Origin of the sequence: Actinomyces sp. (assembly GCF_030524025.1) — a bacterium.
In the GTDB taxonomy this organism is placed as follows: Bacteria; Actinomycetota; Actinomycetes; order Actinomycetales; family Actinomycetaceae; genus Actinomyces.
The window spans coordinates 234,095-259,933 of sequence record NZ_JAUNHI010000001.1; the positions used below are offsets into that span (position 1 = coordinate 234,095).

Annotated in this window: 19 protein-coding genes and 1 pseudogene; 14 read left to right on the forward strand and 6 right to left on the reverse strand. The window is 71.6% G+C overall.

What is annotated here, in order from left to right; genetic code table 11:
* Nucleotides 1-275 precede the first annotated feature (275 nt).
* The 4 genes from rho (at nucleotide 276) to Q4C85_RS00990 (ending at nucleotide 5,035) form a co-directional block, all read left to right on the forward strand.
* Nucleotides 276-2,333: a transcription termination factor Rho gene (gene rho / locus Q4C85_RS00975; RefSeq protein ID WP_303138681.1), complete on the forward strand. Its 2,058-nt coding sequence runs from the start codon at nucleotides 276-278 to the stop codon at nucleotides 2,331-2,333.
* A 137-nt stretch (nucleotides 2,334-2,470) separates the two neighbouring features.
* Nucleotides 2,471-2,683, forward strand: coding sequence for a 50S ribosomal protein L31 (gene rpmE / locus Q4C85_RS00980; protein WP_303138684.1), 213 nt, complete (start codon nucleotides 2,471-2,473; stop codon nucleotides 2,681-2,683).
* A 169-nt stretch (nucleotides 2,684-2,852) separates the two neighbouring features.
* Nucleotides 2,853-3,941: a peptide chain release factor 1 gene (gene prfA, locus Q4C85_RS00985; RefSeq protein ID WP_303138687.1), complete on the forward strand. Its 1,089-nt coding sequence runs from the start codon at nucleotides 2,853-2,855 to the stop codon at nucleotides 3,939-3,941.
* A 236-nt stretch (nucleotides 3,942-4,177) separates the two neighbouring features.
* Nucleotides 4,178-5,035 (forward strand): HemK/PrmC family methyltransferase, encoded by an 858-nt coding sequence (locus Q4C85_RS00990; protein ID WP_303138690.1) that lies wholly within the window; start codon nucleotides 4,178-4,180, stop codon nucleotides 5,033-5,035.
* A 206-nt stretch (nucleotides 5,036-5,241) separates the two neighbouring features.
* Here Q4C85_RS00990 and Q4C85_RS00995 read toward each other — a convergent pair whose 3' ends face one another.
* Nucleotides 5,242-5,994 (reverse strand): DJ-1/PfpI family protein, encoded by a 753-nt coding sequence (locus Q4C85_RS00995; RefSeq protein WP_368501391.1) that lies wholly within the window; start codon nucleotides 5,992-5,994, stop codon nucleotides 5,242-5,244.
* A 113-nt stretch (nucleotides 5,995-6,107) separates the two neighbouring features.
* Here Q4C85_RS00995 and Q4C85_RS01000 point away from each other — a divergent pair, with 113 nt between their 5' ends.
* Genes Q4C85_RS01000 through Q4C85_RS01010 form a run of 3 tightly spaced genes read left to right on the forward strand, consistent with a single transcriptional unit; the run spans nucleotide 6,108 to nucleotide 9,811 of the window.
* Nucleotides 6,108-6,590: a nucleotidyltransferase family protein gene (locus Q4C85_RS01000; protein WP_303138692.1), complete on the forward strand. Its 483-nt coding sequence runs from the start codon at nucleotides 6,108-6,110 to the stop codon at nucleotides 6,588-6,590.
* Nucleotides 6,580-6,933, forward strand: a complete 354-nt coding sequence (locus Q4C85_RS01005) for a DUF86 domain-containing protein (RefSeq protein ID WP_303138694.1) — start codon at nucleotides 6,580-6,582, stop codon at nucleotides 6,931-6,933. Before Q4C85_RS01000 ends, Q4C85_RS01005 begins: the two co-directional genes overlap by 11 nt.
* A gap of 52 nt (nucleotides 6,934-6,985) precedes the next feature.
* A complete protein-coding gene (locus Q4C85_RS01010) occupies nucleotides 6,986-9,811 on the forward strand; it encodes a UvrD-helicase domain-containing protein (protein ID WP_303138695.1) in 2,826 nt (941 codons plus the stop codon).
* 162 nt (nucleotides 9,812-9,973) lie between these two features.
* Here Q4C85_RS01010 and Q4C85_RS01015 read toward each other — a convergent pair whose 3' ends face one another.
* The 3 genes from Q4C85_RS01015 to Q4C85_RS01025 form a co-directional block, all read right to left on the reverse strand.
* Nucleotides 9,974-10,690 (reverse strand): nitroreductase, encoded by a 717-nt coding sequence (locus Q4C85_RS01015; protein WP_303138696.1) that lies wholly within the window; start codon nucleotides 10,688-10,690, stop codon nucleotides 9,974-9,976.
* Nucleotides 10,691-10,792: 102 nt separating this feature from the next.
* A complete protein-coding gene (locus tag Q4C85_RS01020; protein ID WP_303138697.1) occupies nucleotides 10,793-11,416 on the reverse strand; it encodes a sugar O-acetyltransferase in 624 nt (207 codons plus the stop codon).
* A 43-nt stretch (nucleotides 11,417-11,459) separates the two neighbouring features.
* Nucleotides 11,460-13,589, reverse strand: coding sequence for a beta-N-acetylglucosaminidase domain-containing protein (locus Q4C85_RS01025; RefSeq protein WP_303138699.1), 2,130 nt, complete (start codon nucleotides 13,587-13,589; stop codon nucleotides 11,460-11,462).
* Nucleotides 13,590-13,912: 323 nt separating this feature from the next.
* On the opposite strand from Q4C85_RS01025, the gene Q4C85_RS01030 reads away from it, so the two are divergent.
* The 4 genes from Q4C85_RS01030 (at nucleotide 13,913) to Q4C85_RS01045 (ending at nucleotide 18,421) form a co-directional block, all read left to right on the forward strand.
* Nucleotides 13,913-15,199 (forward strand): ABC transporter substrate-binding protein, encoded by a 1,287-nt coding sequence (locus tag Q4C85_RS01030; protein ID WP_303138702.1) that lies wholly within the window; start codon nucleotides 13,913-13,915, stop codon nucleotides 15,197-15,199.
* 108 nt (nucleotides 15,200-15,307) lie between these two features.
* Nucleotides 15,308-16,342, forward strand: a complete 1,035-nt coding sequence (locus Q4C85_RS01035; RefSeq protein WP_303138704.1) for a carbohydrate ABC transporter permease — start codon at nucleotides 15,308-15,310, stop codon at nucleotides 16,340-16,342.
* A complete protein-coding gene (locus tag Q4C85_RS01040; protein WP_303138707.1) occupies nucleotides 16,339-17,193 on the forward strand; it encodes a carbohydrate ABC transporter permease in 855 nt (284 codons plus the stop codon). Before Q4C85_RS01035 ends, Q4C85_RS01040 begins: the two co-directional genes overlap by 4 nt.
* Before the next feature lie 115 nt (nucleotides 17,194-17,308).
* Nucleotides 17,309-18,421 (forward strand): LacI family DNA-binding transcriptional regulator, encoded by a 1,113-nt coding sequence (locus tag Q4C85_RS01045; RefSeq protein ID WP_303138710.1) that lies wholly within the window; start codon nucleotides 17,309-17,311, stop codon nucleotides 18,419-18,421.
* Here the strand turns inward: Q4C85_RS01045 and Q4C85_RS01050 are convergent.
* Nucleotides 18,411-19,271, reverse strand: a complete 861-nt coding sequence (locus Q4C85_RS01050) for an SDR family oxidoreductase (protein WP_303138712.1) — start codon at nucleotides 19,269-19,271, stop codon at nucleotides 18,411-18,413. The two genes, Q4C85_RS01045 and Q4C85_RS01050, sit on opposite strands and share 11 nt — an antisense overlap.
* An 80-nt stretch (nucleotides 19,272-19,351) precedes the next feature.
* On the reverse strand, nucleotides 19,352-21,889 hold the full coding sequence (locus tag Q4C85_RS01055) for a TIM-barrel domain-containing protein (RefSeq protein ID WP_303138714.1): 2,538 nt from the start codon (nucleotides 21,887-21,889) through the stop codon (nucleotides 19,352-19,354).
* Nucleotides 21,890-22,041: 152 nt separating this feature from the next.
* Here Q4C85_RS01055 and Q4C85_RS01060 point away from each other — a divergent pair, with 152 nt between their 5' ends.
* From Q4C85_RS01060 to Q4C85_RS01070, 3 genes and pseudogenes are all read left to right on the forward strand, one after another.
* On the forward strand, nucleotides 22,042-23,166 hold the full coding sequence (locus Q4C85_RS01060) for a LacI family DNA-binding transcriptional regulator (protein ID WP_303138716.1): 1,125 nt from the start codon (nucleotides 22,042-22,044) through the stop codon (nucleotides 23,164-23,166).
* Nucleotides 23,167-23,228: 62 nt separating this feature from the next.
* A complete protein-coding gene (locus Q4C85_RS01065) occupies nucleotides 23,229-25,088 on the forward strand; it encodes an alpha-glucosidase (protein WP_303138719.1) in 1,860 nt (619 codons plus the stop codon).
* A 176-nt stretch (nucleotides 25,089-25,264) separates the two neighbouring features.
* Nucleotides 25,265-25,839, forward strand: a pseudogene (locus Q4C85_RS01070) (hypothetical protein); the annotation flags it as partial.

Below are 25,839 nucleotides of genomic sequence, written 5' to 3' on the forward strand. Positions count from 1 at the left end.
CGCGGTGGGTTCGCGGTGGGTGCCGCCACGCCGTGTGTCGCAATTCTGCTGCGATTGGCGGGGACATGACGCGGTGTCCTGGTAGGGTGTACGGCGTGACCCGCGGACCGCTCCGCGCGGTCGTCAACGCACCCGCCCGCGACCCGGCTACCCACCCCGGCGCTCGTGAGGTGCATGACTCCTTGCCGTGGACGCTCTCCCGCACCCGCTGCCGGACAGTCCCCACCTGCCGTACGTCCCCTTCGAGGACGGCGGCACGCACCGTTAGGACACTCGTGACCGAGACCTCCAACGCCCTCCCCGCGCTGTCGACCATGCGCCTGGCCGAGCTTCAGAAGCTCGCGACCTCCATGGGCCTCAAGGGCACCTCCCGTATGCGTAAGAGCGAGCTCGTTGCCGCCATCCGCGCCAGCGGATCGGCGCCGGCCGCACACCCAGGCTCCCAGACGGTCCTCGAGGCGGAACCTGCCGCGGACCCGGCGTCGGCTCGCGTGCCGGCGCGGAAGTCCGCGGCCTCCGCCGAGCCCGCCGCCGAGGCCGCCGCGGCGCCCGACTCCGGCGCCGAGGACGCCCCACGTCCGCGCAGGCGCCGGGCTGCGGCGGCCGCGGGCGCGCCCCAGCCCGAGACCTCCCGGACCCCCGAGCGCGCCGAGGCCTCGCAGGGTGCCGCGGCCTCGGAGGCGCCGGCGCTGCTGGACCTGCCGATCCAGGTCGGCTCCTCCCAGGAGGGCTCCGGCGGGCGCTCCCGCAAGGAGCCCGCCCAGAAGGGCCGTCCCGCCAAGGGGGGCGCTGACCAGGCCCCCCAGGAGGGGTCGCGCCGTTCCCGACGTCGGGCCCAAGCCGCCGCCCCGGAGCGGGCGCAGGCAGGCGAGGACCGGGAGCCCGTCGAGGACCACGTCGACCCCAAGGCGGCCCTCATGCGCGACCTCGCCGACGCCACGGGAACCCCTGCCGTGGAGCCCAGCGAGCGCAAGCGCCGCGACCATGACGCCGAGCGCACCGACTGGGAGGACGAGGGGCGCTCCGGCCGCCGCCGTCGGGGACGCAAGCGCCGGGACCGCGACAACGCCGGTGCGCAGGGGGCGGACTCCCAGGGCGCCTACCGCAACAACGGCCAGCCCCGCGAGGACGAGGTGCTCCTGCCCGTGGCGGGCATCCTCGATGTCGCCGACGCCCAGCACGCCTACCTGCGCACCTCCGGCTACCTGCCCGGCCCCAAGGACGTCTACGTCAACGCCCAGCAGATCAAGGACAACGGGCTGCGTCCCGGTGACGCGCTGACCGGTTGGGTGCGCGAGGGCGGCGAGACCGCCGGACCGGGGGGCTCGGGCCGCGGCAACCGCCGGCAGAACCGCGCCAACAGGCAGAAGTTCAACCCGCTGGTCAGTGTCGAGACGGTCAACGGCATGGATCCCGAGCGCGCCAAGCGTCGCCCGGAGTTCACCAAGCTGCCCCCCCTGTACCCCCAGGAGCAGCTGCGCCTGGAGACCACCCCCAAGGCGCTGACCCCGCGGATCATCGACCTCGTCGCGCCCATCGGCAAGGGCCAGCGCGGGCTCATCGTCTCGCCCCCCAAGGCGGGCAAGACGATCGTGCTTCAGCAGATCGCCAACGCCATCAGCGTCAACAACCCCGAGGCCCATCTCATGGTCGTGCTCGTCGACGAGCGCCCCGAGGAGGTCACCGACATGCAGCGCACGGTCAAGGGCGAGGTCATCGCCTCGACCTTCGACCGTCCCGCCTCGGACCACACGACGGTGGCCGAGCTGGCCATTGAGCGCGCCAAGCGCCTGGTCGAGCTCGGTCAGGACGTCGTCGTCCTGCTCGACTCGATCACCCGCCTGGGCCGGGCCTACAACCTGGCCGCCCCCGCCAGCGGCCGGATCCTGTCCGGCGGGGTCGACGCCAGCGCCCTGTACCCGCCCAAGCGTTTCTTCGGGGCTGCGCGCAACATCGAGAACGGCGGGAGCCTGACGATCCTGGCCACGGCGCTGGTCGAGACCGGATCGAAGATGGACGAGGTCATCTTCGAGGAGTTCAAGGGCACCGGGAACATGGAGCTGCGGCTGTCGCGCCAGCTGGCCGAGAAGCGCATCTTCCCGGCCGTCGACGTCGCCGCCTCCTCGACCCGCCGCGAGGAGCTGCTCATCGACCCGGCCCAGCTCAAGATCATGTGGCGCCTGCGCCGCCTGTTCACCGGGCTCGAGCAGCAGCAGGCCATCGAGCTCGTGCTCGGCAAGCTCAAGGAGACCTCCTCCAACGCCGAGTTCCTCATGGTCCTGTCCAAGACGACGCCGGCGGGGACCTCGCTGGCCGACGCCGGCGACGACTGACCCCGGGTGCCGCGTCTCACCCGGCCCGGGCATTGTGGCCGGATGCCGGCGGCGGCATAATCGCGCTTCGGCCTCCGGTTCACCCGCCCGACCGGCTCGCGGGACCCGGGACCCTCTGAGACCCTTGAGGAGACACCATGAAGCAGGGAATCCACCCCGACTACGTGGCCACCACGGTCACGTGCACCTGCGGGAACACCTTCGAGACCCGTTCGACCGTCACCGACGGTGAGATCCGGGTCGACGTGTGCTCGGCCTGCCACCCGTTCTACACGGGCAAGCAGAAGATCCTCGACACCGGTGGTCGCGTGGCCCGCTTCGAGGCCCGCTACGGCAAGCGCACCAAGTAGACAGCGAGTACGACGCCGACGACGCCCTCCCGGCGTCGTCGGCGTCGTCGTCATCCGGGGACGGTCCTCCGCAGCGCCGGACGCCGAGCCGGCGATCGGTGCCCGCCCCGGTGCCGGAGCCAGAGGCGCCGGTGCTCTTTCCGCTGTTGCACCCCCGAAGGACGGGCCCATGAGTGAGGACTTCGCGGCAGTGACGCCGCTGCTTGAGGAGTACGCCGCCCTGGAGCGGGACATGGCCGACCCCGCGGTCGCCTCCGACGCCGCCGCCATGCGCCGCTTGGCGCGCCGCTACGCCGAGCTGGGCAGTGTGGCCGCCGCGCACCGCGCCTGGCGGGCTGCGGCCGCCGACCTGGCCGATGCCACCGAGCTGGCCCAGGTCGACCCGGAATTCGCCGCGGAGCTGCCCGGGCTGGCCGAGGCGGCCGAGGCCGCGGGCGAGCACCTGCGCGAGGTCCTCGTCCCCCGTGACCCCGACGACGCACGCGACGTCATCATCGAGGTCAAGGCCGGTGAGGGCGGTGAGGAGTCGGCCCTGTTCGCCGCCGACCTGGCGCGCATGTACACCCGCTACGCCGAGCGGATGGGCTGGGCCGTGGAGCTGCTGGGCGGAACCGCCTCCGACCTGGGCGGCTACAAGGACGTGCGCCTGGCCGTCAAGGCTCGCACCGCCGTCGAGCCGGCCGACGGGGTCTGGGCGCATCTCAAGTACGAGGGCGGCGTCCACCGCGTCCAGCGCGTGCCGGTCACCGAGAGCCAGGGGCGGATCCACACCTCCGCCGCCGGCGTGCTCGTCGTGCCGGAGGTCGACGACCCCGGCGAGCTGGAGGTCGACCCGAACGACCTGCGCATCGACGTCTTCCGCTCCTCGGGACCGGGCGGGCAGAGCGTCAACACGACTGACTCCGCCGTGCGCCTGACCCACCTGCCCACCGGGATCGTCGTGTCGATGCAGAACGAGAAGTCCCAGCTGCAGAACAAGGAGGCGGCCCTGCGTGTCCTGCGCGCCCGGTTGCTGGCCGAGCGGGCTGCGGCCGCCGCGGCCGAGGAGAACGCCGCCCGCCGCTCCCAGGTGCGCACCGTCGACCGCTCCGAGCGCATCCGCACCTACAACTTCCCGGAGAACCGTGTGGCCGACCACCGCACGGGCTTCAAGGCCTACAACCTCGACGCGGTCCTCGATGGCGACCTCGGCCCGGTCATCGCCTCGGCCATCGAGATGGACGAGGCCGAGCGCCTGGCCTCCATCGGCCGCCCATGACCCCCACTCCCACTCCCCGCGAGATCGGTAGATATGACACCTCGAGATCGGGACTAATGACACCTCGAGATCGGTAGATATGGCACAGGGCGCCAACGGGATGGCCCGGGAGGTGGCGGTTCGGCTCGCAGCCACCGGTGGCAGGCGCTGACCCGGCGGGGTGAAGGGCTTGCGGGCGTGAGTGCGGTGGACCGGAGAGATGGCACGGACAGGACCGACGGATAGGAGGCGAACAGGTGGACACCGCAGAGCTGCGCGCGGCGGTGCGCGAGGCCGCTGACAGGCTTGCCGCCGCGGGGGTCGCCTCTCCGCAGGTCGATGCCCGGCTCCTGGCCGAGCACCTTCTCGGTCGCCCGCTGCTGCTGGCCGACGGCGCTCCGGCCGACTTCTTGACCGCCTACCGGCGGCTTGTCGAACGCCGTGCCGCGCGCGAGCCCCTCCAGCACGTCATCGGTCTCATGTGGTTCCGCGGCCTGGAGCTGGTCAGCCGCCCCGGCGTGTTCATTGTGCGGCCCGAGACTGAGGTGGTTGCCGGTGCCGCCATTGAGGCGGCCAGGGGCCTGGGGGCGACGGCGGGCCAGCGCCTCCCAGTGGTGGTGGACCTGTGCACGGGGTCGGCGGCGATCGCAGCCGCCGTGGCCGCCGAGGTCCCCGGCGTCCGGGTGCTGGCCGTTGAGTTCGATCAGGCCGCGGCGACGCTGGCCGAGGACAACTGCACCAGGCTCGTGCCCGGGAGGGTCGAGGTGCTGGGCGCCGACGCCACCGACCCGGCCACGCTCCGTGATCTGGACGGTCAGGTCGACGTCGTCGTGTCCAACCCTCCCTACGTGCCCGTCGGCGCGGTTGAGGACCTCGAGACCACGCATGACCCGGCGCTGGCGCTCTACGGGGGAGGGGCAGCGGGCCTGGAGGTTCCGTGTGCCGTCGTGTCACGAGCCTCCGCCCTGCTGCGCACCGGCGGGACCCTGGTCATGGAGCACGACGTCGGGCAGGGGGCGGCTCTGCGTCGCGCCGCCCGCGCCGCGGGCTTCGCTGATGCCGCCACAGGAAGGGACCTGACCGGCCGGGACCGCTTCCTGCTGGCCCGGCGCTGAGCACGCGACGCGGGCACCGTGCTCCTGGATACCTGCTACCTGCGGCCGCCCGTGACAGACTCGTGTTGTGGGGCGTCATGGACGGGCGCTGACCGCCCCCAAACGACGGTCGGGCCCAGGGCGGCGCTGACGACCGGTCCGTCCCCCGTCGGGCGGCGGCGTCCCGGGCCCGTTGCCCGACAGGGCACGGAGCCGATAGGCCCGGTTCAGCTGGACAGCCAGGCCTCAGTGGCCTGCGTCAGCTCCCCGTAGTGCTGCGGCTCCCCGGTGAGGAGGAGCCGCTCCCAGGCGTCTGCCATCTCCACGGGGTTCAGGCCGGTCAGGCGCATGACCTCGGCTGTGAAGGGGATCGCGTGGATGCCCCCGGCGGTCGTCACGCCCTGATCAGTGACGACCGGCTGGTCGACGTACCGTTCTGTCCCGCGGTAGCCGCTGGCACCCAGGAACACGGGGGCGTTCGACGTGTGGAGACGGGTGTCGAGCAGGCCCGAGCGTGCCAGAAGGAGGGTCCCGCCACAGATGGCCGCCACCGGGACGCCCCGGTCCACAAGGGACCGGGTGACGTCGATGAGCCGTTCGTGCCCCTGGGCGTAGTGCTCACCTCCCGGGATGACCAGGCAGGCGAGGGACCCGTCCCGCACCAGCTCGTCGAGCTCCGACGACGGCGCCACTGGCATCCCGCCGAGCGAGGTCACGGGATCCAGGCCGTCTCCGACGATAAGCAGCCGGAAGCGTCCGGGACGCATCTTCTCAATGGTGGCGATCTGGGCGGTGAGGTAGGCGTACTCCCAGTCCGCCATCGTCTCGGTGGCGTACAGGGCGATCGTTCTTTGCGGCATGAGCTCCTCCTTGTCCGGAGCCTCATCATGGCAGCCCGGTGAGACACGAATCGGGGCGGCGGCCGCACCTTCTACGACGTCGTCGCCGTGGTCCTCGAGGTGCTGCCCAAGGGGGCGCACGTCGCCCTCATGACCTCGATGCGCACCTCCGAGCAACCCGCCCGCTACGAGTTCATCGTCTGGAAGCGCCGTGCCGAGCGGCTCCTGCGCGCCTCGGGCCGCCCGTACACGTCGTGCGCCCGGGCTGGTTCGACTACCAGGGTGGAGACGAGCGCGCCATCGACCTGCGTCAGGGCGACCTCGTCACCGGGCAGCGCGGCGTAACCAAGCCCGAGTCGCGGCCGTTGCGATCGGCCTGTGCTCACGCGGTCGGTGACAGCGGAAATCCGGTCTGGGACAATGGCTTCATGCCGGTCATCGCCGTACCTCTCGACCGCGACGCCATCGCCCAGGCGTGCCGTCGCTTCGGCGTCGTGCGTCTGCGGCTCTTCGGGTCCGCCGTCACAGGCCGTTTCGACGAGGATCACAGTGACCTGGACTTCCTCGTTGACTTCGCAGACGGGCGCGAGAATCGATTCGAGGACTTCTTCGGCCTGCGTGACGCCCTCGAACAGGCGTCCAGACGGAGGGTGGATCTTCTCACGACCGAGTCGCTGCGCAATCCGTACCTGCGCGCCTCGGTCCTCCCGACCGCGGTGGATGTCTATGCGGCCTGAGACCAGAGCGTGGCTGTGGGATGCCCGGGAGGCGTGTGCGGCCGTCACGTCGTTCGTTGATGGACTCGCCCTCGAGACTTACGCTGACGATCTCCGTACGAGGTCCGCGGTCGAGCGCCAGCTCGAGATCCTCGGAGAGTCGCTGAAGCGCGTCCGTCAGCATGATCCTGAAGTGGCGGTACTCGTGCCCGATATCGCCAACATCATCGGTATGCGCAACCTCCTGGCTCATGAGTACGGGGTCGTCGATGATCGGCTCGTCTGGGATGCTGCCGTTCATGGTGTGCCTGGGGTGCTCAAGGCTCTGCAGGCGCTTCTGAACGAGCCCCCGCTCACCGCGTGACCTCCCGCCCACCCGTCGTCCGCCTCGCGGCCTGGCATAGGCTTGGACCGAGATGAACGCGACGAACTCCCTCTTCGGTGCCCTGCCCATGCCCGGCCAGGATGGCGTCGGCGCCACGCCCTCGCCCGGGGCAGCCCTGCCCTCCCTCACCCCGACGACCGCCCCGTGGGAGGACGACTCCTGGGCCGACGTCGAGGCCCCCGAGCCCGAGGACCTCGACCCCGGCTGGGAGCCCGAGCCCGCCGACGCCGCGGCCGTCGAGCCCGGCTGGCAGGAGCGCGACGAGGAGTTGGCCCGCCTGGTCGCCCGGGCCAACGCCGGCGGAGCCGACCCCGAGGAGCTGCTGGTGGGGCTCAACCCCGCCCAGGCGCAGGCGGTCACCCATGCCGGCTCCCCGCTGCTCATCATCGCCGGCGCCGGCAGCGGCAAGACCAGGGTCCTGACCCACCGCATCGCCCACCTGCTGGCCACCGGCCGGGCCCGCCCCGGCGAGATCCTGGCTATCACCTTCACCAACAAGGCGGCGGCCGAGATGCGTGAGCGCGTGGCCGCGCTCGTGGGTCCGGCGGGCGGGCGCATGTGGGTGTCGACCTTCCACAGCGCCTGCGTGCGCATCCTGCGACGTGAGCACGAGGCGGCCGGCCTGCGCTCCACCTTCTCCATCTACGATGCGGCTGACTCCCAGCGCCTCATCACGATGGTCGTGCGCGAGCTGGGCATCGACTCCAAGCGCTTCGCGCCCAAGACCTTCGCTCACCGGATCTCCGACCTCAAGAACGAGCTCGTCACGCCCGCGGCCTTCGCCGAGCACACCGTGGTCACCAACCCGCTGGAGCGCCACCTGGCCGAGGTCTACCGCGCCTACCAGGCCCGCCTGGCCGCCGCCAACGCCCTGGACTTCGACGACCTCATCATGCGCACGGTCCAGCTCCTCCAGGCCAAGCCCGCCCTGGCCGAGATGTACCGGCGGCGCTTCCGCCACATCCTCGTCGACGAGTACCAGGACACCAACCACGCCCAGTACGTCCTCGTGCGCGAGCTCGTCGGCGGCCCCGGCACCTCCGGGGCCCCCAGCGCCCTGCCCCCCGGCGAGCTGACGGTCGTGGGCGACTCCGACCAGTCGATCTACGCCTTCCGCGGTGCCACCATCCGCAACATCGAGGAGTTCGAGCAGGACTACCCGCAGGCGCGCACCATCCTGCTGGAGCAGAACTACCGCTCCACCCAGAACATCCTGTCGGCCGCCAACGCCGTCATCGCCCGCAACTGCGGGCGCCGGGAGAAGAACCTGTGGACCGCCTCGGGCGACGGGTCGGCGATCACCGGCTACGTGGCCGACTCCGAGCACGACGAGGCCCGCTGGATCAGCGCCGAGATCGACCGGCTGGCCGACGTCCACGGTGTGCGCCCATCCGAGGTCGCCGTCTTCTACCGCACCAACGCCCAGTCCCGAGCCCTGGAGGAGGCCTTCATCCGCTCGGGGCAGCCCTACAAGGTCGTCGGCGGCACCCGTTTCTACGAGCGGCGTGAGATCAAGGACGCCGTGGCCTACCTGCGTGCCGTGGACAACCCCGACGACGACGTCAACCTCCGGCGCATCCTCAACGTGCCCAAGCGGGGCCTGGGGGAGCGGGCCGAGGCGGCGTTGGCCGAGCACGCCGCCCGCTACGAGGTGTCCTTCGGCACCGCCGTCGCCGACGCCGCCGGGTCCCCACGCCCGTCCCAGGACGATGCCGCCGACCCGGACGTCCCGGAGGTGGAGTCCCCGGTGGTCGAGGGCCTGTCCACCCGCGCCCGGGCCCAGGTCACCGCCTTCTACGAGCTGCTCACCGGCCTGCGCCACCAGCTCGCCGACGGCGACGGCGTCGCCGACATCCTCGACTCGGCGCTGGACGCCTCGGGCTACCTCGCCGAGCTGCGCGCCAGCGACGATCCCCAGGACGCCACCCGCGTGGAGAACCTGGCCGAGCTGCACTCGGTGGCCGCGGACTTCCAGGCCGCCAACCCCGAGGGCACCCTGGCGGACTTCCTCGAACGGGTCAGCCTCGTGGCCGACTCCGACCAGCTCCCGTCTGCCCCGGGGGCAGACGGCGCCGATGACGCCGGGCAGGAGGCGACCGGCCAGGTCACCCTCATGACTGTCCACACCGCCAAAGGCCTGGAGTTCCCAGTCGTCTTCGTCACGGGCATGGAGGACGGCACCTTCCCCCACGCCCGCTCCCTGGCCGAGGACACCGAGCTGGCCGAGGAGAGGCGCCTGGCCTATGTCGCCCTGACCCGCGCCCGCGAGCGCCTCTATGTCACCCGCGCCGCCGTGCGCTCGGCCTGGGGAGCGGCGACGGCGATGCCGGCCTCGCGGTTCCTCGACGACATCCCCGCCGAGACGATGGACTGGAAGCGGCTGGCCGCCTCCACCGACGCCCTGCGCGGCGGGGCAACCGGCTGGGGCGCCGGCTGGGGCGAGGGCGGCTTCGGCTCGGGCCGGGGTGGGGACCGACGCCGCGCAGACGCGGGGGACGAGGACTTCGCCCCGGCGATCGGCTCTGGCCGGGGCGGTGGGCGCACCGGACGGCTTGGACGCGTCCAGACCCCGAAGGACCGTGCGGAGGCGCGGCGGGCCAAGCGCCTGGAGGCGCGCGGCAAGCCGGTGCGCCTCGACGGCTCCGCCGGGCCCCAGGAGGCCGACCAGGCTCTTCCTGCGGCGGTGGCGGGCCTGCGGGCGGGGGACCGTGTTCGTCACGACTCCTACGGCGAGGGCACGGTGATCGGTCTGGAGGGCTCGGGGCGCTCGACGGTGGCCCGTGTCGAGTTCATCGTCGACGGTGTTCCGACCACGAAGCGGCTCATGCTGCGCCTGGCACCGGTGTCCAAGGTCTGAGCCGGTCGCCATGAGAACAACTTTTGGGTCTCCTCCGCCGCCGCAGCCACCATGACCGTGAAGGGAGCTGGCGAGATTCCGCGGTTTCTCCTCGGGACGCCTCGCCCACCATGCCGCTATGTGTGTGCATCACATGGTTGTGGGAGGTTCGGGGTGGGCCTGCTACCGGGGCGGCACGAGCCGGATGGGCCGGCGCTCGGCGCGGAACTCGTTGACCGGGGCGTCGCTGGCGTAGCCCAGCGCGAAGCCGGTGATGAGTCGGTAGTCCCGAGGCACGTCGAACTCGGAGTCCAGCGGACCGCGCCATCCGGCCAGGATCCCGATGGGGCAGGAGTCGATGCCGCGGGCCTTGGCCGACAGGAACAGCGTCTGGAGCATGAGGCCGGCGTCCAGGGCGGCGAAGGGCATGAGACCGGAGTGGATGAGGACGAAGCCGATGACCGGGGCGCCGAAGGCCTCGCAGTTGCGCCGGTTGTGGGCGTCCCGCGCCTCCCGGTCGCGTCGGTCGATCCCCAGGTGCCCGTACAGCGCCTTGGCCACGGCGATCGAGTGCGGGCGCAGGTCGGCGGGGTAGTTCCCCCAGATCTTGTAGTCGCCGTCGGGCGTAGCCCCGGACAGCACCATCTTGGCCGTGGCGCCCCGTTCCTTGTGCTGGACGCCCAGCGTCTTGTCGAAGGCCTGCAGGTAGGCGGCGCGCAGCCTGTCGGCGCGCTCCCCGGTGGCCAGGGCCAGCATGAACGGCCTCGTGTTCGACCAGCTCGGTGCCTGCCGGGCGTCGTCGACGATGGCCTCCACCACCTCCTGGGGCACCGGGTCGGGAAGGAAGTCCCTGACCGAGTGCCGTGAGGCCGCCAGCTCTGAGAAGCCTGACGGGTTCATCGCGTCCTCCTCGTGTCGTCGACCCCGGTCTGTGGGCCGCGGTCCTGCCGGAACGAGGACCTGCCCTCCCGCGGGGCGGCAGCCGGCCCGCCGCGCACGGGATCAGTGCCGGGGGCCGAAGTCGGCCCCGACCAGCGAGCGGATGACCCTGGCGGGTGTGCCCACCGCCAAGCTGTAGGCGGGGATGTCCTTGGTGACGACCGCGCCCGCACCCACGACGCTGCCCTCACCGATCCTCACGCCGGGGCACACGATGACCCCGCCCCCGAGCCACACGTTGTCCTCGATGACGATCGGGTCGGCAGACTCCAGGCCGGCGGCCCGCGGACCGGGGGCCAGGGGGTGGACCGGGGTGAGCAGCTGGACGTTGGGGCCGAGCTGGCAGCGCACACCGATGGTGATCGGGGCGACGTCGAGGGCGGTCAGGCCGAAGTTGACGAAGGTGCCCTCACCGATGGTGATGTTGTCCCCGTAGTCGACCCGCACCGGCGGCAGGACACGCACGTGCGCGGCCAGGTGCGGCAGGGCGGCGCGCAGGTGGACCTCGGCGTCGTCCTGCCCCAGGGCGAAGGCGCGCTCGTAGAGGTGGAGCTCGCGGCGGGCGTGGGCCGCGATCCGGGCATTGTCCGGGTCCCCGCCGACGTACCAGTCCCCGGCGAGCATGCGCTCGCGATCCGTGCGGGTGTCCCCGGCGAAGTAGTCCTCGGCACTCCAGGTGCTGTCCATGGATAGAGGATAGCCGCCCGGTGACGGTCCACCGGTGCCGGCCTCAGCCCTCCTGCTCGGCACGGGCCGCCTCGACGAGGCCGCTGAGCAGGCCGTCGCCGATCTCGGGCACGAGGCGCTTCTCGACCGGGCTGCCGTCCGCGGAGTCCTCCGAGGACACCGACACGATCCGTTCGGCGGCGGCCTCCTGGGCGGTCTGCTCCATCCGCGGCCCGGCCTCGGCCGCCGCGTCCTCGTCTCCCGCCCGTAGCGCCAGGCGGAGGTCGACGGCGGCCGAGGCCGCCCGCGCCCAGTCCGCGGCGGCCAGGATCCAGGGCTCGCAGTCCTCGTAGAAACCGGCGACCTCAACGTCTGTGAGCGTGTCCGGGGCCTGGGCGAGCAGGGCCAGCCGGTCCTGCAGGGTCTGCGCAGCCGAGTCCACGGCCTGCTCGTCGTCGCCCGCCAGCGCCGCCTCGAAGGCGGCGACGTCGGCGCTCAGCGCGGGGGAGCGGGCCATGTCCTCGGAGAAGGGCCAGGACAGGGACAGGTCGGCGAAGGCCTCAAGGGTGTCCCACACCTGGCCCGAGCGGCTCCCGGCGATCTCGGCCAGCGCCTCGTCGTGGGCGAGGTCCGGGTCGTAGCCGGGTCCGTTCCACGTGTAGCTCCCGTAGGAGGCCAGGACCGGCATTGAGGCGTAGGCCTGGAGCATCGGGTTGGAGGTGATGCCGACGACCTCCTCGTGCAGGTCGGGGTCCCGGCCCTCGACGGCGCCCAGGAAGATGCGGGCCGCGTTGTCGCCGTCGTTGACCGGGTAGTTGTCCCAGATGATGAGCCCGTCGGTGCCGTAGGCCGACGCCGTCGAGGCCGCCTGCTCGGAGGTGATGGACTCGGTGACGATCCCGTCGCCGGTCCACTGCACCTGGACGGCGGGGTCGAGCATCTGGGCCTGTGCGCTCTTGGCGGGGCTGGTGCCCACGCCGGTGTACTCGGTGGGCACCATGATGAGGTCGGGCAGGCCGTGGTGGCGCAGATACTCCTCCTGGACGCGGTTGAGGTAGGCGGACTGCGCCGCAACCAGGTCGGTGGGGGTCTCCCCGTAGGCGGCGATGTCGGACTCGCAGCTCAGGGTCGGGGAGATGTCGTCCAGGGCGATCGACATGCGGGTGACCCCGGCGCTGCGCAGCTGGTCGAGCACGGCCACCGTGGCATCGAAGTCGGCCTGGGAGGTGTAGCAGATGTCCGTCCCGGGAGACAGGGCGACGACGAGGTCGACGTGGTGGGCGCGGGCGGTCGAGGCGAGCAGGGACAGCTCGGCCAGCTCGGCGGCGGGGTAGGGGTCGCGCCACTGGGCCCGCAGGTAGGGGTCGTCCTTGGGGGCGTAGATGTAGGTGTTGAGCGCGTGCTCGCCCATGAAGGCGAGCATGTCGGTGCGGGCCTCGTGCGACCATGGTGTCCCGTAGAAGCCTTCGACGACGCCGCGCACGCTCATCAGGGGCCAGTCGGTGATCGAGGCCCCGTGCAGCGTGCCGTCGACCACCAGGTGGCCCAGGGTCATGGCCCCGTAGAAGGCGCCGTCGGCGTCGGCGCCCAGGACGACCACGGTGGGGATGTCGGTGGCGGTGGTGGAGGTGGCGTAGCCCTCGGCCTGCTCGGGCACGGCCATCCCCTCGGGCAGGTGACCGGCCGCAGCGGCGGACTGCGTGCCGGTGCCGATGACGATCCGTGCGGTCGGCGCCCCGGCGGAGTCCTCGACGACGGTCCCGCCCGCGGAGGTGACGAGTCCGTCCAGCACGGCGGTCAGGGCGGCGTCCTGCTCGGCGGTGTCCTGACCGCCCAGGTTGACGATGGACACCGCACCGCTCAGGTCGAGGTCGGCGCCGTTCCACTCGATGGACTGGGGGGTGCGTGGCAGGACTGGCTCGGTGTCCTGGCCGTCCTCGCCGCTGGGAGCCCCGGGGGTCGATGTGGTAGGCGACGCGGGTGCTGAGGCGGCCGCGGTGGGCGCCGTTGAGCCGGGTGCGGCCGCGGTGCCGGATGAGGTGGCGGATGAGGCCGTCGCGTGCTGTGCGGCCGAGGGGTCGGGTTCCTGGGGGAGGCAGGCGGCCAGCTGCCCGGCCAGGACGATGCCGAGCAGGCAGGCCAGCGCCCGGCGGGCGCGTGGGGTGCGACCGGTGGTGGTTCGTGGGGTCGGCATGTGTGACAGGCTCCAGGCGGACAGATGCCCGGCCGGGGCGCCCAGGTGCTGTTTCCCGGGGCGTCGGCAGGGTCGGAATGGTCGGGACGAGACCCGATTGCTATCACATGGAGATCGCGGCCGCACTTTGAGCGGGTCAACGGCCCCCGAGCCGAAGGTCACGAATCGATAACGTTCGTGCCTGCCTCCATCCTCGGCGCGACAGCCGGGCCCCCTATGACTAATGTGTGCCACGCCATAGCGTCGACGCGCGTCGACAGCGGGTCTCCCCGTCGGCACCAGCTGTCGGACCCGGGCATGGCGTTTCAAGGAGGAAACAACAGATGTCTCTCACGCTCCCCAGGCGTCGGTTCATTCAGGGCTCCGCCCTCGCTGCGGCCCTCGGCGCCGCAGCAGCCTGCTCCAACGACTCCGGCGGCTCCGGCGGCTCCACCGAGCTGACCGGCACCGGCCCCATCACCTGGGTCCAGGGCAAGGACAACTCCGGCGGGAAGGTGCAGGAGCGCATCGACGAGTGGAACAAGCTCTACCCGGAGGAGAAGGTCACCCTCATCGAGCTGTCCTCGGAGGCCGACCAGCAGCGCCAGTCCTTCGTCAACAACGCCCAGACGAAGTCCGACGCCTACGACGTCATCTCCGTCGACCTCGTGTGGGTCGCCGAGTTCGCGGCCAACCAGTGGATCGTCGAGCTGCCCATCGATGAGCTGAAGAACGACGACATCATCCCCGCCGTGTGGGACACCGGTCTCTACATGGACAAGCTCTACGCGATGCCCTTCGCCACCGACTCCTCGATGATGTTCTACCGCAAGGACTTCCTGGCCGAGGCCGGGGTCGAGGTGCCCACCACCTGGGAGGAGGTCGCCTCGGCCATCGCCGCGGTGCGCGCTCTGCCCAACCACGCCGGCATCGGCGGCTTCGGCGGCCAGTACGCCAAGTACGAGGGCCTGACCTGCAACGCCTCGGAGTTCATCCACACCGCCGGCGGCGCCTTCTACGACGCCGAGAACGCGGTCACCATCAACTCCCCGGAGTCGGTCAAGGGCCTGCAGACGCTCATGGACGCCTTCAAGGACGGCATCATCCCCCAGGAGGCGCTGGAGTGGAAGGAGGAGGACGGCCGCAACGCCTTCGAGGCCGGCAACCTTCTGTTCTACCGTCAGTGGCCCTACCAGTACGCCAACAACCTCGAGGCCCTGGGGACCGAGAAGTTCGACGTCGCCCCCCTGCCCAGCATCGGCGGCAACGACTTCGTGCCGACCCTGGGCGGTCACAACTGCGCGATCTCCGCCTACTCGAAGAACAAGGCCACGGCGCTCAAGTTCATCAAGTGGTGGACTAGCGAGGAGTCCGAGCGCTACGCCCTGGAGACCCAGACCCTGGCGCCCATCCTCGGCTCCCTGTACGAGGACGCCGACCTGCTCGCGCAGTTCCCCTACCTGACGACGCTGCGCGAGTCCCTCGACGCCGCCGAGGGCCGCCCCAAGGCCGTGGCCTACGGCGACGTGACCGCCGCCATCCAGGACGCCATCTACCCGGCCATCAAGCAGGAGACCACGGCCGAGGACGCCGTGTCCGGCCTGGAGACCGCACTCAAGGCGCTGGCCTGAGACAAGCGCGTCCCGCGGTCGCGGAGACCCGAGGACCGGGTGCCGTGGGCAGGCCCTGCCCACGGCACCCGGCGCTGGCCGTCCGCGACGTGAGTGTGAAGGACACCCATGAGCACCAAGACCCTCTCACCGGAGGCCCGTAACCACAGGTCGAACGCGTCCAAGGCACAGTCCCGGCTGGCCTGGATGCTCATCACCCCCACGGTCCTCGTCCTGACGATCGTCATCATCCTGCCCGTCTTCCAGTCCCTGTGGCAGTCGCTGTTCGGCAAGGCCGGCCTTGACCCCGAGACCGGATTCATCTCCGAGACCGAGCCCTTCGTCGGGCTGGAGAACTACACCGCCATCTTCACCTCGGCAGGCGAGAGGTTCTGGGTGGCCGCCTACAACACGACCCTCTTCGGCGTCGTCACCGTGGTCCTCGAGACCCTCCTGGGTGTCGCCATGGCGCTCATCATGCACAAGGCGATGCGCGGGCGCGGGGTCGTGCGCGCGGCGATCCTCGTGCCCTGGGCGATCCCGACGGCGGTGTCGGCCATCCTGTGGGGCTGGATCTTCAACCAGAACGGCGTGGCCAACGCGATCCTCGGCCAGCACATCATGTGGGCCTCGGGGGACTTCAGCGCCAAGATGGCGATCATCATCGCCGACGTGTGGAAGACCGCGCCCTATATCGGCCTGCTCACCCTGGCGGGCCTCCAGGTCATCCCCGACGAGGTCTATGAGGCCGCCAAGATCGACGGCGCCGGGGCGTGGAGGCGCTTCACCAGGATCACCCTGCCGCTGGTCAAGCCCGCCCTGGTCGTGGCCATCCTCTTCCGCGCCCTGGACGCGCTGCGCATGTTCGACCTGCCCTACATCCTCATCGGTCCGCGCAAGGACAGCGTCGAGACCCTGTCCATGCTCGTTCAGGACGAGGCCTCCAACCTGCGCTATGGCTCGGCGGCCGCCTATGCCCTCATCCTGTTCCTCTACGTGTTCATCTTCGCCTTCGCCTTCACCCGCATCACGCGGACCGACCTGGGGGCGAGCACCGAGCGTCCCGGGAGGCGCGCCGGCCGGCGCCTACCCGTGACCGCCTTCCTGCCCAAGCGCGACCGCTCGGCCGCGCGCGCCACCGACGCCGAGAGGAGCGCCTCATGAGCGCCGTCGCACGCCCCTCCAAGAGGTACTCCTGGGGTGAGATGCTCTCCACGGCGGGCATCGGGCTCATCGTCATCTACTGCCTGGCGCCCTTCTACTGGATGGTCGTGTCCTCCTTGCGGCCCGACAAGGACATCTTCGACAACAGCTGGTGGCCCGAGACGGTGTCCTTCGAGAACTACCAGGCGGTGTTCTCGGCGAAGAACAACTTCGCCCAGGGACTGGTCAATTCCCTCATCGTGTCGATCATCGTCACCGTCGTGGCCCTGGTCGTGGCCACCTTCGCCTCCTACGCCCTGGCGCGCCTGGACTTCCGGGGCAAGGGCGTGCTACTCCTGGTCATCCTGGCCACCTCGATGTTCCCGCTCGTGGCGATCATCGTGCCGCTGCTCAAGAACTTCTCGGACTGGGGCTGGATCAACACCTACCAGGCGATGATCATCCCCGACCTGTCCTTCTCCCTGCCGCTGGCGGTGTGGAACCTGACGAGCTTCTTCCGCCAGATGCCCCAGGAGCTCGAGCAGTCCGCCATGGTGGACGGGTGCACCCCCGGCCAGGCCTTCCGCAAGGTCATCCTGCCGATCGCCGCACCGGGGATCTTCACCACCGCGATCATCATCTTCATCGGCGCCTGGAACGAGTTCCTCGTCGCCGTCACGATGATCAACAACCCGGTCATGCAGCCCGCCACGGTGCTGCTGTCGAAGTTCACCGGCGCCTCGCAGTTCAACACGCCCTTCGGCTCGCAGATGGCCGCCGGGGTCATCATGACCCTCCCGCTGGTGATCATGGTGCTGCTCTTCCAGCGTCGGATCGTCGCGGGCCTGGCCGCCGGAGGACTCAAGCAGTGAGCGGGCGGGTGCGGGGCCGTGCGACGCACGCACCCCGCACCCGTGCGGTCGGGGCGCCGACGCGGCTGGCGGCCCCGACCGTCGGCCGTGCCCTGAACGGTGCCGAGGAGGGACCATGACAGCCACACGCGCCGATGTCGCGCGCCTGGCCGGCGTGTCGCCGTCGACCGTCACCTACGTGCTCACCGGCAAGCGGGCCACGAGCGCACGGACCAGGCAACGGGTCCGTGCCGCTGTTGAGGAGCTGGGCTACCACCCCAACCGGCACGCCTCGGTGCTCGCCGCCCGCTCGGCCCGCAACGTCGGGGTGCTTCTGCGCATGCAGCGCCCCTCGATCGACGGCAACGACCTGGGCTACGTCGGTGGCCTGCGCGAGTGCCTCGAGGCCGAGGACATCCGGGTGCTCGTGCCCATGGTGCGCCCGGGCAGCGCCAGCCAGGACCTGCGCGCGCTCGTGCGCTCCCAGACGCTGGACGCCGCCGTGCTCATGGATGTCGCCCCCGACGATGAGCGCGAGCGGCTCCTGCGCGAGGAGGGCGTCCCGGTGGCGCTGATCGGCACCTCCGGCGCGCCCTGGTCGACCGGGGTCGACGCGGACTTCGAGCAGATGGTCGACACCGCCCTCGCCCACCTGGCCGGGCTCGGGCACCACCGCATCCTCTACCTGGCCCGCCGCATCGACAAGGACCTGGCCAATGCCTACCGCGCCCAGACCGAGGCGATGGGTAGGGTCGCGCAGCGGCGCGGGGTCGAGGTGCTCGTCCGTCCCGTGCCCGACAACGCCGTGTCGGGGGCCGCCGTGGCCGACCACGGGCGCCTGCCGCACGGGTGCACCGCAGTGGTGTCCAACAACGCCCTGGCGCTCGAGGGCCTTCTGGCGGCCGCCTGGTCCCACGGCATCGACGTGCCCGGGAGGCTGTCGGTCGTTGCCCTGGGGCTGACCGTCCCCCGGGACCCCGAGGGAGGCCTGGTCACCGAGGTGAGCGTCGACAGGGCGGCGATGGGGCGGCGGGCCGCCGAGCTGCTTCTCGGCCTGCTGGCCGACCCGGACGCGCCGGCGCAGAGGTTGACGATGAGCTCGCAGCTGACCGACCGCGCCTCGACCGCTGCCATCGGCGCGGCAGGTGCGGCTGGTGCGCCCCGCCACCACGGTGCCGCAAGCGCGGTGGGAGTCGGCGGTTCGGCAGGCACGCGGACTGCCGGCCACGTCGAGGCGGTCAGCGCCTGAACCCGCCCTCGGCGTGGATGACCTGACCGGTCACCCAGGCGGACTCATCGGTCAGGAGCCAGCAGATGAGCCGGGCGGGGTCCTGGGGGCGGGCGATGCGCCCGCCGGGGAACATGGTGGCGACCGCGGCCTGTGTCCCGGCGTCCATGTAGCCGGTGTCCACCGGCCCGGGGTTGACGGTGTTGAGGCGGATGCCGTGCTCGGCCAGCCCGGCCGCCAAGGAGGGCGTGATCCCCGCGAGCGCAGCCTTGGCCGTGCAGTAGGCGATCTCCTCGGGCATCGGTCCCAGGGACTGGCCCGAGGTCATAAGCACCACCGATCCGGGCAGGGCCGGCGCTCCCGGGAGCCCGGGGGCGGAGCGATGCCGTGCGCGGGCGGCGTAGGCCTGGGTGAGCAGCAGCGAGGCCCGGGCGTCGACCGCCCAATGGTGGTCGAGGTCCGCGGCGCTGAGGTCCTCCAGGCGCCCGTCCCTGCCCGACGAGGCCTGGTTGCACACGAGGGCGTCGACACCGCCGAGGTGCTCGACCGCCGCCTCGATGACCCGCCGGGGTTGGTCCTCTCCGCGCAGGTCCGCGTGCAGATCGACCAGTGCGGCGCCCTCGACCAGGTGGGAGCGCACCGAGTCCATCGTCGCCTCGACGCTGTCGGCCCCCCAGGGCTGGGCGGCGTCATGGGGTGCGTAGTGGTGGCACAGCAGGGAGGCGCCCCAGTCGGCGGCCAGGCAGGCCACGGCGTGCCCGATGCCCGCCCGCCGGCTCACGCCCGTGACGACGACGACCCGCCCCGCCAGGGGAAGCGGGTCCCTGCCCGCCGGTGCTGTGACGGGTCCCCGGTGTCGTGCTGCGACCATCATGGGCTCCTGCTCTCTCGGTGTCGTCACGTGGCAGGACGAGCCCGGTCGGCGCCGCTGCCACCTACGGGGCGACTGTCTCAGACGACCTCGGTGGCTGCGGCCAGAACAGGCTCCGGGCAGCCCAGGGCCCGCATCTCGGCCAGCAGCTCGGCCCCATTGAGCCCGCGCTCGACCGCCCCCCAGCACCGGTCCTTGACCGCGTAGGGCATCTGGGCCCGCTCCAAGATCTCGAACAGGCAGGTCCGCATCGTGGCCGGTGCGGCCTCCAGCCCCTCGACATGCAGCTCGACCCCCCGGGCGGCGTCCACCTCGCCCAGCTCGATGCTCAGGCCCCCCGCCAGCGTCGTCGTCGGCTCGCGCGCGCCGACCTCCACAGGGCCTGGTGCGCAGCCCGCACCGGTCAGCTCAGCGCGGGGCCCGTCCACTCCGGCGTCCTGGACGGCGATCACCTCAACGGTCACTCGGCGCCGCTCGGGCACGACCCCCTGGCCCCCCGTCTGCTCAAGGCGCAGGCGGAGCTCCCGCTCCTGGGACCAGGACTGGGACAGGCGCGTGCGCACCACGCCCTCGGGGCCAGGATCGGGTGAGGCGTCGTCCTCCTCAAGGATCATCTCGCCGTCGGCGCCGGGCACGACGACCAGCCGCAGATGGTGCGGGTTCGCCCCGGCCGGCTCGCTCAGGTCCCCGGCCAGCGGGACGATGCTGCCCGCTCGGGCCAGGACAGGCAGGCGGTCCAGGGGACGGGACAGGGTCAGTGTCCTGCCCCCGGGGCCGGCCTCGTAGCGGCGGCCCGTGGCCAGGTCGAACCACGCCCCCTCGGGCAGCCACGCCTTGTCGGTGGTCAGCCCCGAGACCGGATCGGTGGGGTCGACCATGGGCACGACGAGCAGGTCCCCGAACAGGAAGGTACGGCGGTACTCGTAGGCACCCGGGTCCCAGGGGTGGTCGTGGTAGACCGGGCGGACCGGCCCCAGCCCCTGGGTGGCCGCCCGCCGCGCCCAGGTGTAGAGGTAGGGCACGAGGGCGTGACGCAGGCGCAGGTGCGCCTCCATCGTGGCCCGGGCGTCCCGGCTGTAGCGCCACGGCTCCTTGGAGTTGAACACCGAGGCCGTCGAGTGCAGCCGGTTGATGGGGGAGAAGCACCCCAGCTGGACCCAGCGGGCCGCCATCTGGTCGTCGCGCTCGCCGAACATGTGCCCGCCGATGTCGTTGGACCACCAGAAGTAGCCGATATTGGCCGCCGTCGCAGTGAACTCGGGCTGGAAGCGCAGCGACGCCCAGGTCGTGATCGTGTCGCCCGAGAAGCCCACCGGGGTGCGGTGGCTCGAGGCGTCGGCGAAGCGGGAGAAGGTGACGGGCCGCCGCCGGTAGGTCTCCACCGACCCGTCGGGCAGGGTGCGGGTGCGCTCGCGCCCCGAGTCGAGGTAGTGGACGTGGTTGAGCATCCACAGCGGGTCGAGCCCCGGGACATCGGTTGTCCCGCCCTGTTGCCAGTCGAGCCACCAGAAGTCCACGCCCTCGTCCTCCAGCGGGTGGTGGGCGTGCTCCAGGTAGGCGGCCGTGAAGGCCCTGTCGGCGATGTTGAAGGGGATGTCGGCGCCCTCGGCGGGATCCATGCCCAGCGCCCGGGCCATGGGTTCGTAGGCGTCCTCGTGCCGGCGCACGCCCATGGCGGGGTGGAGGTTGAGCGTGACCTCCATGCCGCGGTCGTGCAGCGCCTCGAGGAACGCCCGGGAGTCGGGGAACAGGTCGCGGTTCCAGGTGTAGCCGGTCCAGCCGTTGCCGATGGCCGGATCGATGTCGACCAGGTGCCAGTCCATGTCGATGACCGCCACCGACAGGGGCAGCCCCTCGGCCTCGAATCGGTCCATGACCGCCAGGTACTCCTCAGCGGAGTAGGGGTGGTAACGGCTCCACCAGTTGCCCAGCAGGGTGCGGGGGATGAGCGGGGTCGGGCCGCTCAGGGCGAAGAAGTCGCGCAGGGCCCCGTGGTAGTCCTGTCCGTGGCCGAAGATGTACAGGTCCTGGTCGGGGTGCGACCCGTCAGCCGGGTCGGTGCCCGGGCGCGGGACGACCCACCCGTCCCGGGTCATGAGCAGCGAGCCGGAGTCGTCGAGCACGGCGGGGCCCGACACCGACAGCAGCCCGGGCGACAGGCGCGCCCTGCCGTCGACCTCGTCCAGGGTGCGGCAGGTCCCGCCCAGGTTGGAGGGGAAGGCCTCCTCGGGGTCCCACACCTCCCCGTGGCGCCAGGTGCCCCCGTGGAGGTTGAGGACCTTGGAGCGCACGCTCACGCTCAGGCCCGAGCGGGAGAACCCGCGGGAGGGGATGTGTGTGAGGTGGAGGTGCTCGGTGAGGATCTCGACGCGGTCCTCCCCGCGACGCACCTCGAAGTCGGGCGCGGTGCCCAGGTCCCGGGAGACGACCAGCTGTGTGGCCGCGTCGACGAAGGCCCCGGTGGCCGAGTGCTCCATGCGGATGAGGCGGTCGGTCAGAACCGTGAAACGGTAGGTGGTGCCGGACACGATGGTCTCGGGGCGGGCGGGCGCCGGGCGCGGCTCGTCACCTGCACCGCCTGAGGGGAGGGAGGCGGGGAAGGACACGGGAAAGGACATCGTCGGCCTCTCAAATGGGAGTGGACAAGGGGTTTTACGCAAAACCTGAATGAACGCTACGCTGGCCCCCGGGTGCGGTCAACACCGGCCGCCACGACACGACGACGGCGTCGGAACCGGTGCGCACCGGCCCCGACCACGGGAGGGCAGACATGACGACTCTGCGCGACGTCGCCGCCCTGGCGCGTGTGAGCGCGATGACGGTCTCCAATGTCGTCAACGGTCGGGAGGAGAAGGTGTCGGCGGCCACCGCCGAGCGGGTCCGCGCCGCCATCGACGAGCTCGGTTACGTCCCCAACGCCCAGGCCCGGGCCCTGGCCGGGGCCTCCTCGCGGATCATCGCCCTGGTCTACTCCGTGCCGGGAACCGGCCCTGCCCTGGCCGGCGGGCACTCCTCGGTGTTCGTCGGGGCCTGCGAGCAGGCCTGCCAGGAGGCCGATCACACCCTCATGCTCTGCTCGACCCGTGGCGCCGCCGGACCGGTGCGCCCCGAGGAGCTGCGCGACCGCCTGCGCGCGTGGAACGTCGCGGGCGTCATCGTCCTGGGCGGCGTCCCCGTGTCCCTGCGCTCCCCGCTGGGTGAGCTCGACGTCCCGGTCGTCCTCATCGACGACTACGGCGGTGACGGGTCGCCTGACGGCGCCGACGGCGAGGTGGACGGCGGCCTGCGCGTCAACATTGACGACCTGGGCGGGGGCCGCCAGGCCGGTGAGCGCATCGCCGGACTCGGCCACCGCGCCGTGGCGGTCGTCGGCCCCCTGTCTGTGGGCTCCCCGGTGGTCGAGGCGCGCCTGCGGGGCCTGCGCCAGGGCCTGGCAGACCCGACCCCGCCAGGTGGTGGGGACCCCGCGCGGATCGAGCTCGTCGACGTGCCCGAGGGCTTCGAGGCGGGGGTGCGAGCCGGCCAGAGTCTGGGGGACAGGATGAGGGAGGCCCGGGACGCGGCTTCAGGCACCGGCCATGACGAGCCGGTCACCGCCGTCTTCGCCACCAGTGACGTCCTGGCGCTCGGCGTCGTCGCCGGCCTGCGCCGTGCCGGCCTGGAGGTGCCGCGCGACGTCTCGGTCGTCGGATTCGACGGCTTCGAGGTCTCCACCTACTGCGACCCGCCTCTGACCACCGTGTGCCAGCCCATCGGAGACAAGGCTGCTCGCGCCGTCGAGCTGCTGACCGACCGGCCGGCCCCGCCGGGCACCTGTGTCGTCCTACCCGTGTCCTGGCGCGAGGGCGGCACCCTCGCCCCCGCCCCGGACCCAGGCGCCCCACCGAGCTCGTGACGGCGGGGCCGGAACTGGCCCCCGCCCACCTACACCCCGACCCTCCAACGAAGGAGCCCCTCATGAGTCCCCACGCCCCTCTGGTCGCCTCGGCCCGGCACGTCGGACAGGAGGCCGACTGGTGGCGCCGCGCCGTCGTCTACCAGGTCTACCCCCGTTCCTTCCAGGACACCGACGCCGACGGCGTGGGCGACATCCCCGGCATCACTCGCCGCCTCGACCACCTCGACGCCCTGGGCGTCGACGTCGTGTGGCTCAGCCCCGTCTACCGCTCCCCGCAGGACGACAACGGCTACGACATCTCCGACTACGAGGACATCGACCCGCTGTTCGGTTCCCTGGCCGACATCGACGAGCTCATCGCCGGCCTGCACGCCCGTGGGATGCGATTGGTCATGGACCTCGTCGTCAACCACACGAGCGATGAGCACGAGTGGTTCACCGCCTCGCACTCATCGACCCACGACCCTCGGCGCGACTGGTACATCTGGCGGCCCGCCCGCGAGGTCGAGGGCCTGGAGCCAGGTGAGCCGGGCACCGAGCCGACCAACTGGGGCTCGGCCTTCTCCGGGCCGGCCTGGACCTGGGACGAGGGCAGCGGCGAGTTCTACCTCCACCTGTTCTCGGTCAAGCAGCCCGACCTCAACTGGGAGAACCCGCAGGTGCGCCGCGCCGTCTACGAGATGATGGGCCGCTGGCTGGACCGGGGAGTGGACGGCTTCCGCATGGACGTCATCAACCTCATCTCCAAGACCTACCCGTTGGTCGACGGCCCGGTCCACCCCGGTGCCCTGTACGGCTCGGGATTCGACGCCGTGGCCAACGGGCCGCGCATCCACGAATTCCTGGCCGAGATGAACCGGGAGGTCTTCGCCCCCCGCCCCGGCCACATCATCACGGTGGGCGAGATGCCGGGGGTCACCCGGGCGGAGGCCGCCCTGTTCACCGACCCCGCCCGCGCCGAGGTCGACATGGTCTTCCAGTTCGAGCACGTCGGCCTGGCCGACGGCCCCCACGGCAAGTTCGACCCCCGACCGGTGGACCGGACCGCCCTCAAGGCCAACCTCGCCGCCTGGCAGGAGGCACTGGCGCCCGAGCTCGACGCGGCCGGGGCGGTGGTGGCCGAGCGCGGCTGGAACTCCAACTACTGGGACAACCACGACCAGCCCCGGGCGGTCTCCCGCTTCGGCGACGACGACCCGGCCTGGCGCGCCCTGAGCGCCAAGACCCTGGCCTCCGTCCTCCACCTGCACCGCGGCACCCCCTACATCTACCAGGGTGAGGAGCTCGGCCAGACCAACACGGTCTTCACCGGCATCGACTCCTACCGCGATCTAGAGTCGGTCAACCACTTCCACGAGCGTGTCGGGGTGGGCGACGACCCGCAGGCCGTCCTGGCCTCCATGGCCACCAACTCCCGTGACAACGCCCGCACCCCCGTGCAGTGGGACGCCTCGCCACACGCCGGCTTCTCCACGGCGACCCCCTGGATCGACGTGGCACCCAACGCCGAGCAGATCAACGCCGCAGCGCAGGTGGGGGTACCGGGAAGCGTCTTCGAGCACCACCGGGCGCTCATCGCGCTGCGCCACAGCGACGACGCGGTGGCCCTGGGCACCTTCCGCCTGCTCGACGCCGCCGACGCCTCCAGCTGGGTCATCCTGCGTGAGCACGTGGGAGCCGACGGCGGGCGCGAGCAGGTCCTCCTGCTCGCCTCATGCTCCCGTGAGGGCCTGGACTGCGGCCCGGGCTCGGCGCTGCGTGAGCGCCTGGCCACCGAGGGCCTCGACCTGGGCCGGTGGGCTGACGCCGAGCCTCTGCTCACCGCCTCCCTGCCTATTGAGGAGGCCGGGGCCCGGGGGGCCGGCGTGCCCGAGCGGATCGAGGGCTGGGACTCGGTCATCCTGCGCCGCCGGGGCTGAGCGGGCCGCCTCCGATCGTGCTCGGCACACCCGAGCACGATCGGAAGGCCGCACGGGTGGCGGGCCGGCTCGCCACACCCCTGCTCTGGGCCGACAGCTTCCGTCGGCCCATTGACCTCGCTTGCGCACCTCGAGTGAGTGCCACCCGCTCTGTCGATCCTGACAAGGAGAGCACCATGGACCATGAAGCCGAGCTCGCCCGTCGAGCCCAGGCCCTCAGCGGCTCGGAGCTGAGCCACTCCGACGTCATCGAGTTCCTGCTCGAGGCCGCCGACCTTCTGGGGCGCCCGCCCCTTCAGATGCTCGGGCCGGGGATCCGTTTCCGCTGGTACCGCGGCCAGCGGGTCATTGAGATCGCCCCGGCGTGCAGGCCCTACTCAGTGAAGGTCTCCTCCTTTGACCGGGAAGAGGTCGTCGACCGTATGGAGTACCTGGCCTTTAAGTACTGGGAGCCCGGTCTGATGGAGACGCCCTACCTCTGGTCGGCGCGTCTCGCCGAGGCGCCGAGCGGCTGGTGGTGGCCAGGCAGCCTAGAGGTGCGCAGCTGGTCGCAGTTCGACGCCACCATCGGACGGCTGCTCGACCGGCTGCCTGCGGACCTGGCGCTGACCCCGCGGAGGTCGCCACTAGACCCGGGAGGTCGCCCCGTGGCGGGGGGGGGGGCCTGCCCCGCGTGCGCGGGCCCGGTTGGGGGGGGGGCGTGTGGGTTGGGGTGGCACGCTGTCGGGGTTCTGGGGCGGTGCGCCCTGGT

Excerpts from the sequence above, each read along its gene's own strand:
- Q4C85_RS01035 (WP_303138704.1), top strand. The coding sequence starts at position 15,308 with ATGAGCACCAAGACCCTCTCACCGGAGGCCCGTAACCACAGGTCGAAC.
- Q4C85_RS01045 (WP_303138710.1), top strand. The coding sequence starts at position 17,309 with ATGACAGCCACACGCGCCGATGTCGCGCGCCTGGCCGGCGTGTCGCCG.
- Q4C85_RS01010 (WP_303138695.1), top strand. The coding sequence starts at position 6,986 with ATGAACGCGACGAACTCCCTCTTCGGTGCCCTGCCCATGCCCGGCCAG.
- Q4C85_RS01055 (WP_303138714.1), bottom strand. The coding sequence starts at position 21,889 with ATGTCCTTTCCCGTGTCCTTCCCCGCCTCCCTCCCCTCAGGCGGTGCA.
- Q4C85_RS01025 (WP_303138699.1), bottom strand. The coding sequence starts at position 13,589 with ATGCCGACCCCACGAACCACCACCGGTCGCACCCCACGCGCCCGCCGG.
- Q4C85_RS01005 (WP_303138694.1), top strand. The coding sequence starts at position 6,580 with ATGCGGCCTGAGACCAGAGCGTGGCTGTGGGATGCCCGGGAGGCGTGT.
- Q4C85_RS01060 (WP_303138716.1), top strand. The coding sequence starts at position 22,042 with ATGACGACTCTGCGCGACGTCGCCGCCCTGGCGCGTGTGAGCGCGATG.
- Q4C85_RS01050 (WP_303138712.1), bottom strand. The coding sequence starts at position 19,271 with ATGGTCGCAGCACGACACCGGGGACCCGTCACAGCACCGGCGGGCAGG.
- prfA (WP_303138687.1), top strand. The coding sequence starts at position 2,853 with ATGAGTGAGGACTTCGCGGCAGTGACGCCGCTGCTTGAGGAGTACGCC.
- Q4C85_RS01030 (WP_303138702.1), top strand. The coding sequence starts at position 13,913 with ATGTCTCTCACGCTCCCCAGGCGTCGGTTCATTCAGGGCTCCGCCCTC.
- Q4C85_RS01040 (WP_303138707.1), top strand. The coding sequence starts at position 16,339 with ATGAGCGCCGTCGCACGCCCCTCCAAGAGGTACTCCTGGGGTGAGATG.
- Q4C85_RS01065 (WP_303138719.1), top strand. The coding sequence starts at position 23,229 with ATGAGTCCCCACGCCCCTCTGGTCGCCTCGGCCCGGCACGTCGGACAG.
- rpmE (WP_303138684.1), top strand. The coding sequence starts at position 2,471 with ATGAAGCAGGGAATCCACCCCGACTACGTGGCCACCACGGTCACGTGC.
- Q4C85_RS01015 (WP_303138696.1), bottom strand. The coding sequence starts at position 10,690 with ATGAACCCGTCAGGCTTCTCAGAGCTGGCGGCCTCACGGCACTCGGTC.
- Q4C85_RS01020 (WP_303138697.1), bottom strand. The coding sequence starts at position 11,416 with ATGGACAGCACCTGGAGTGCCGAGGACTACTTCGCCGGGGACACCCGC.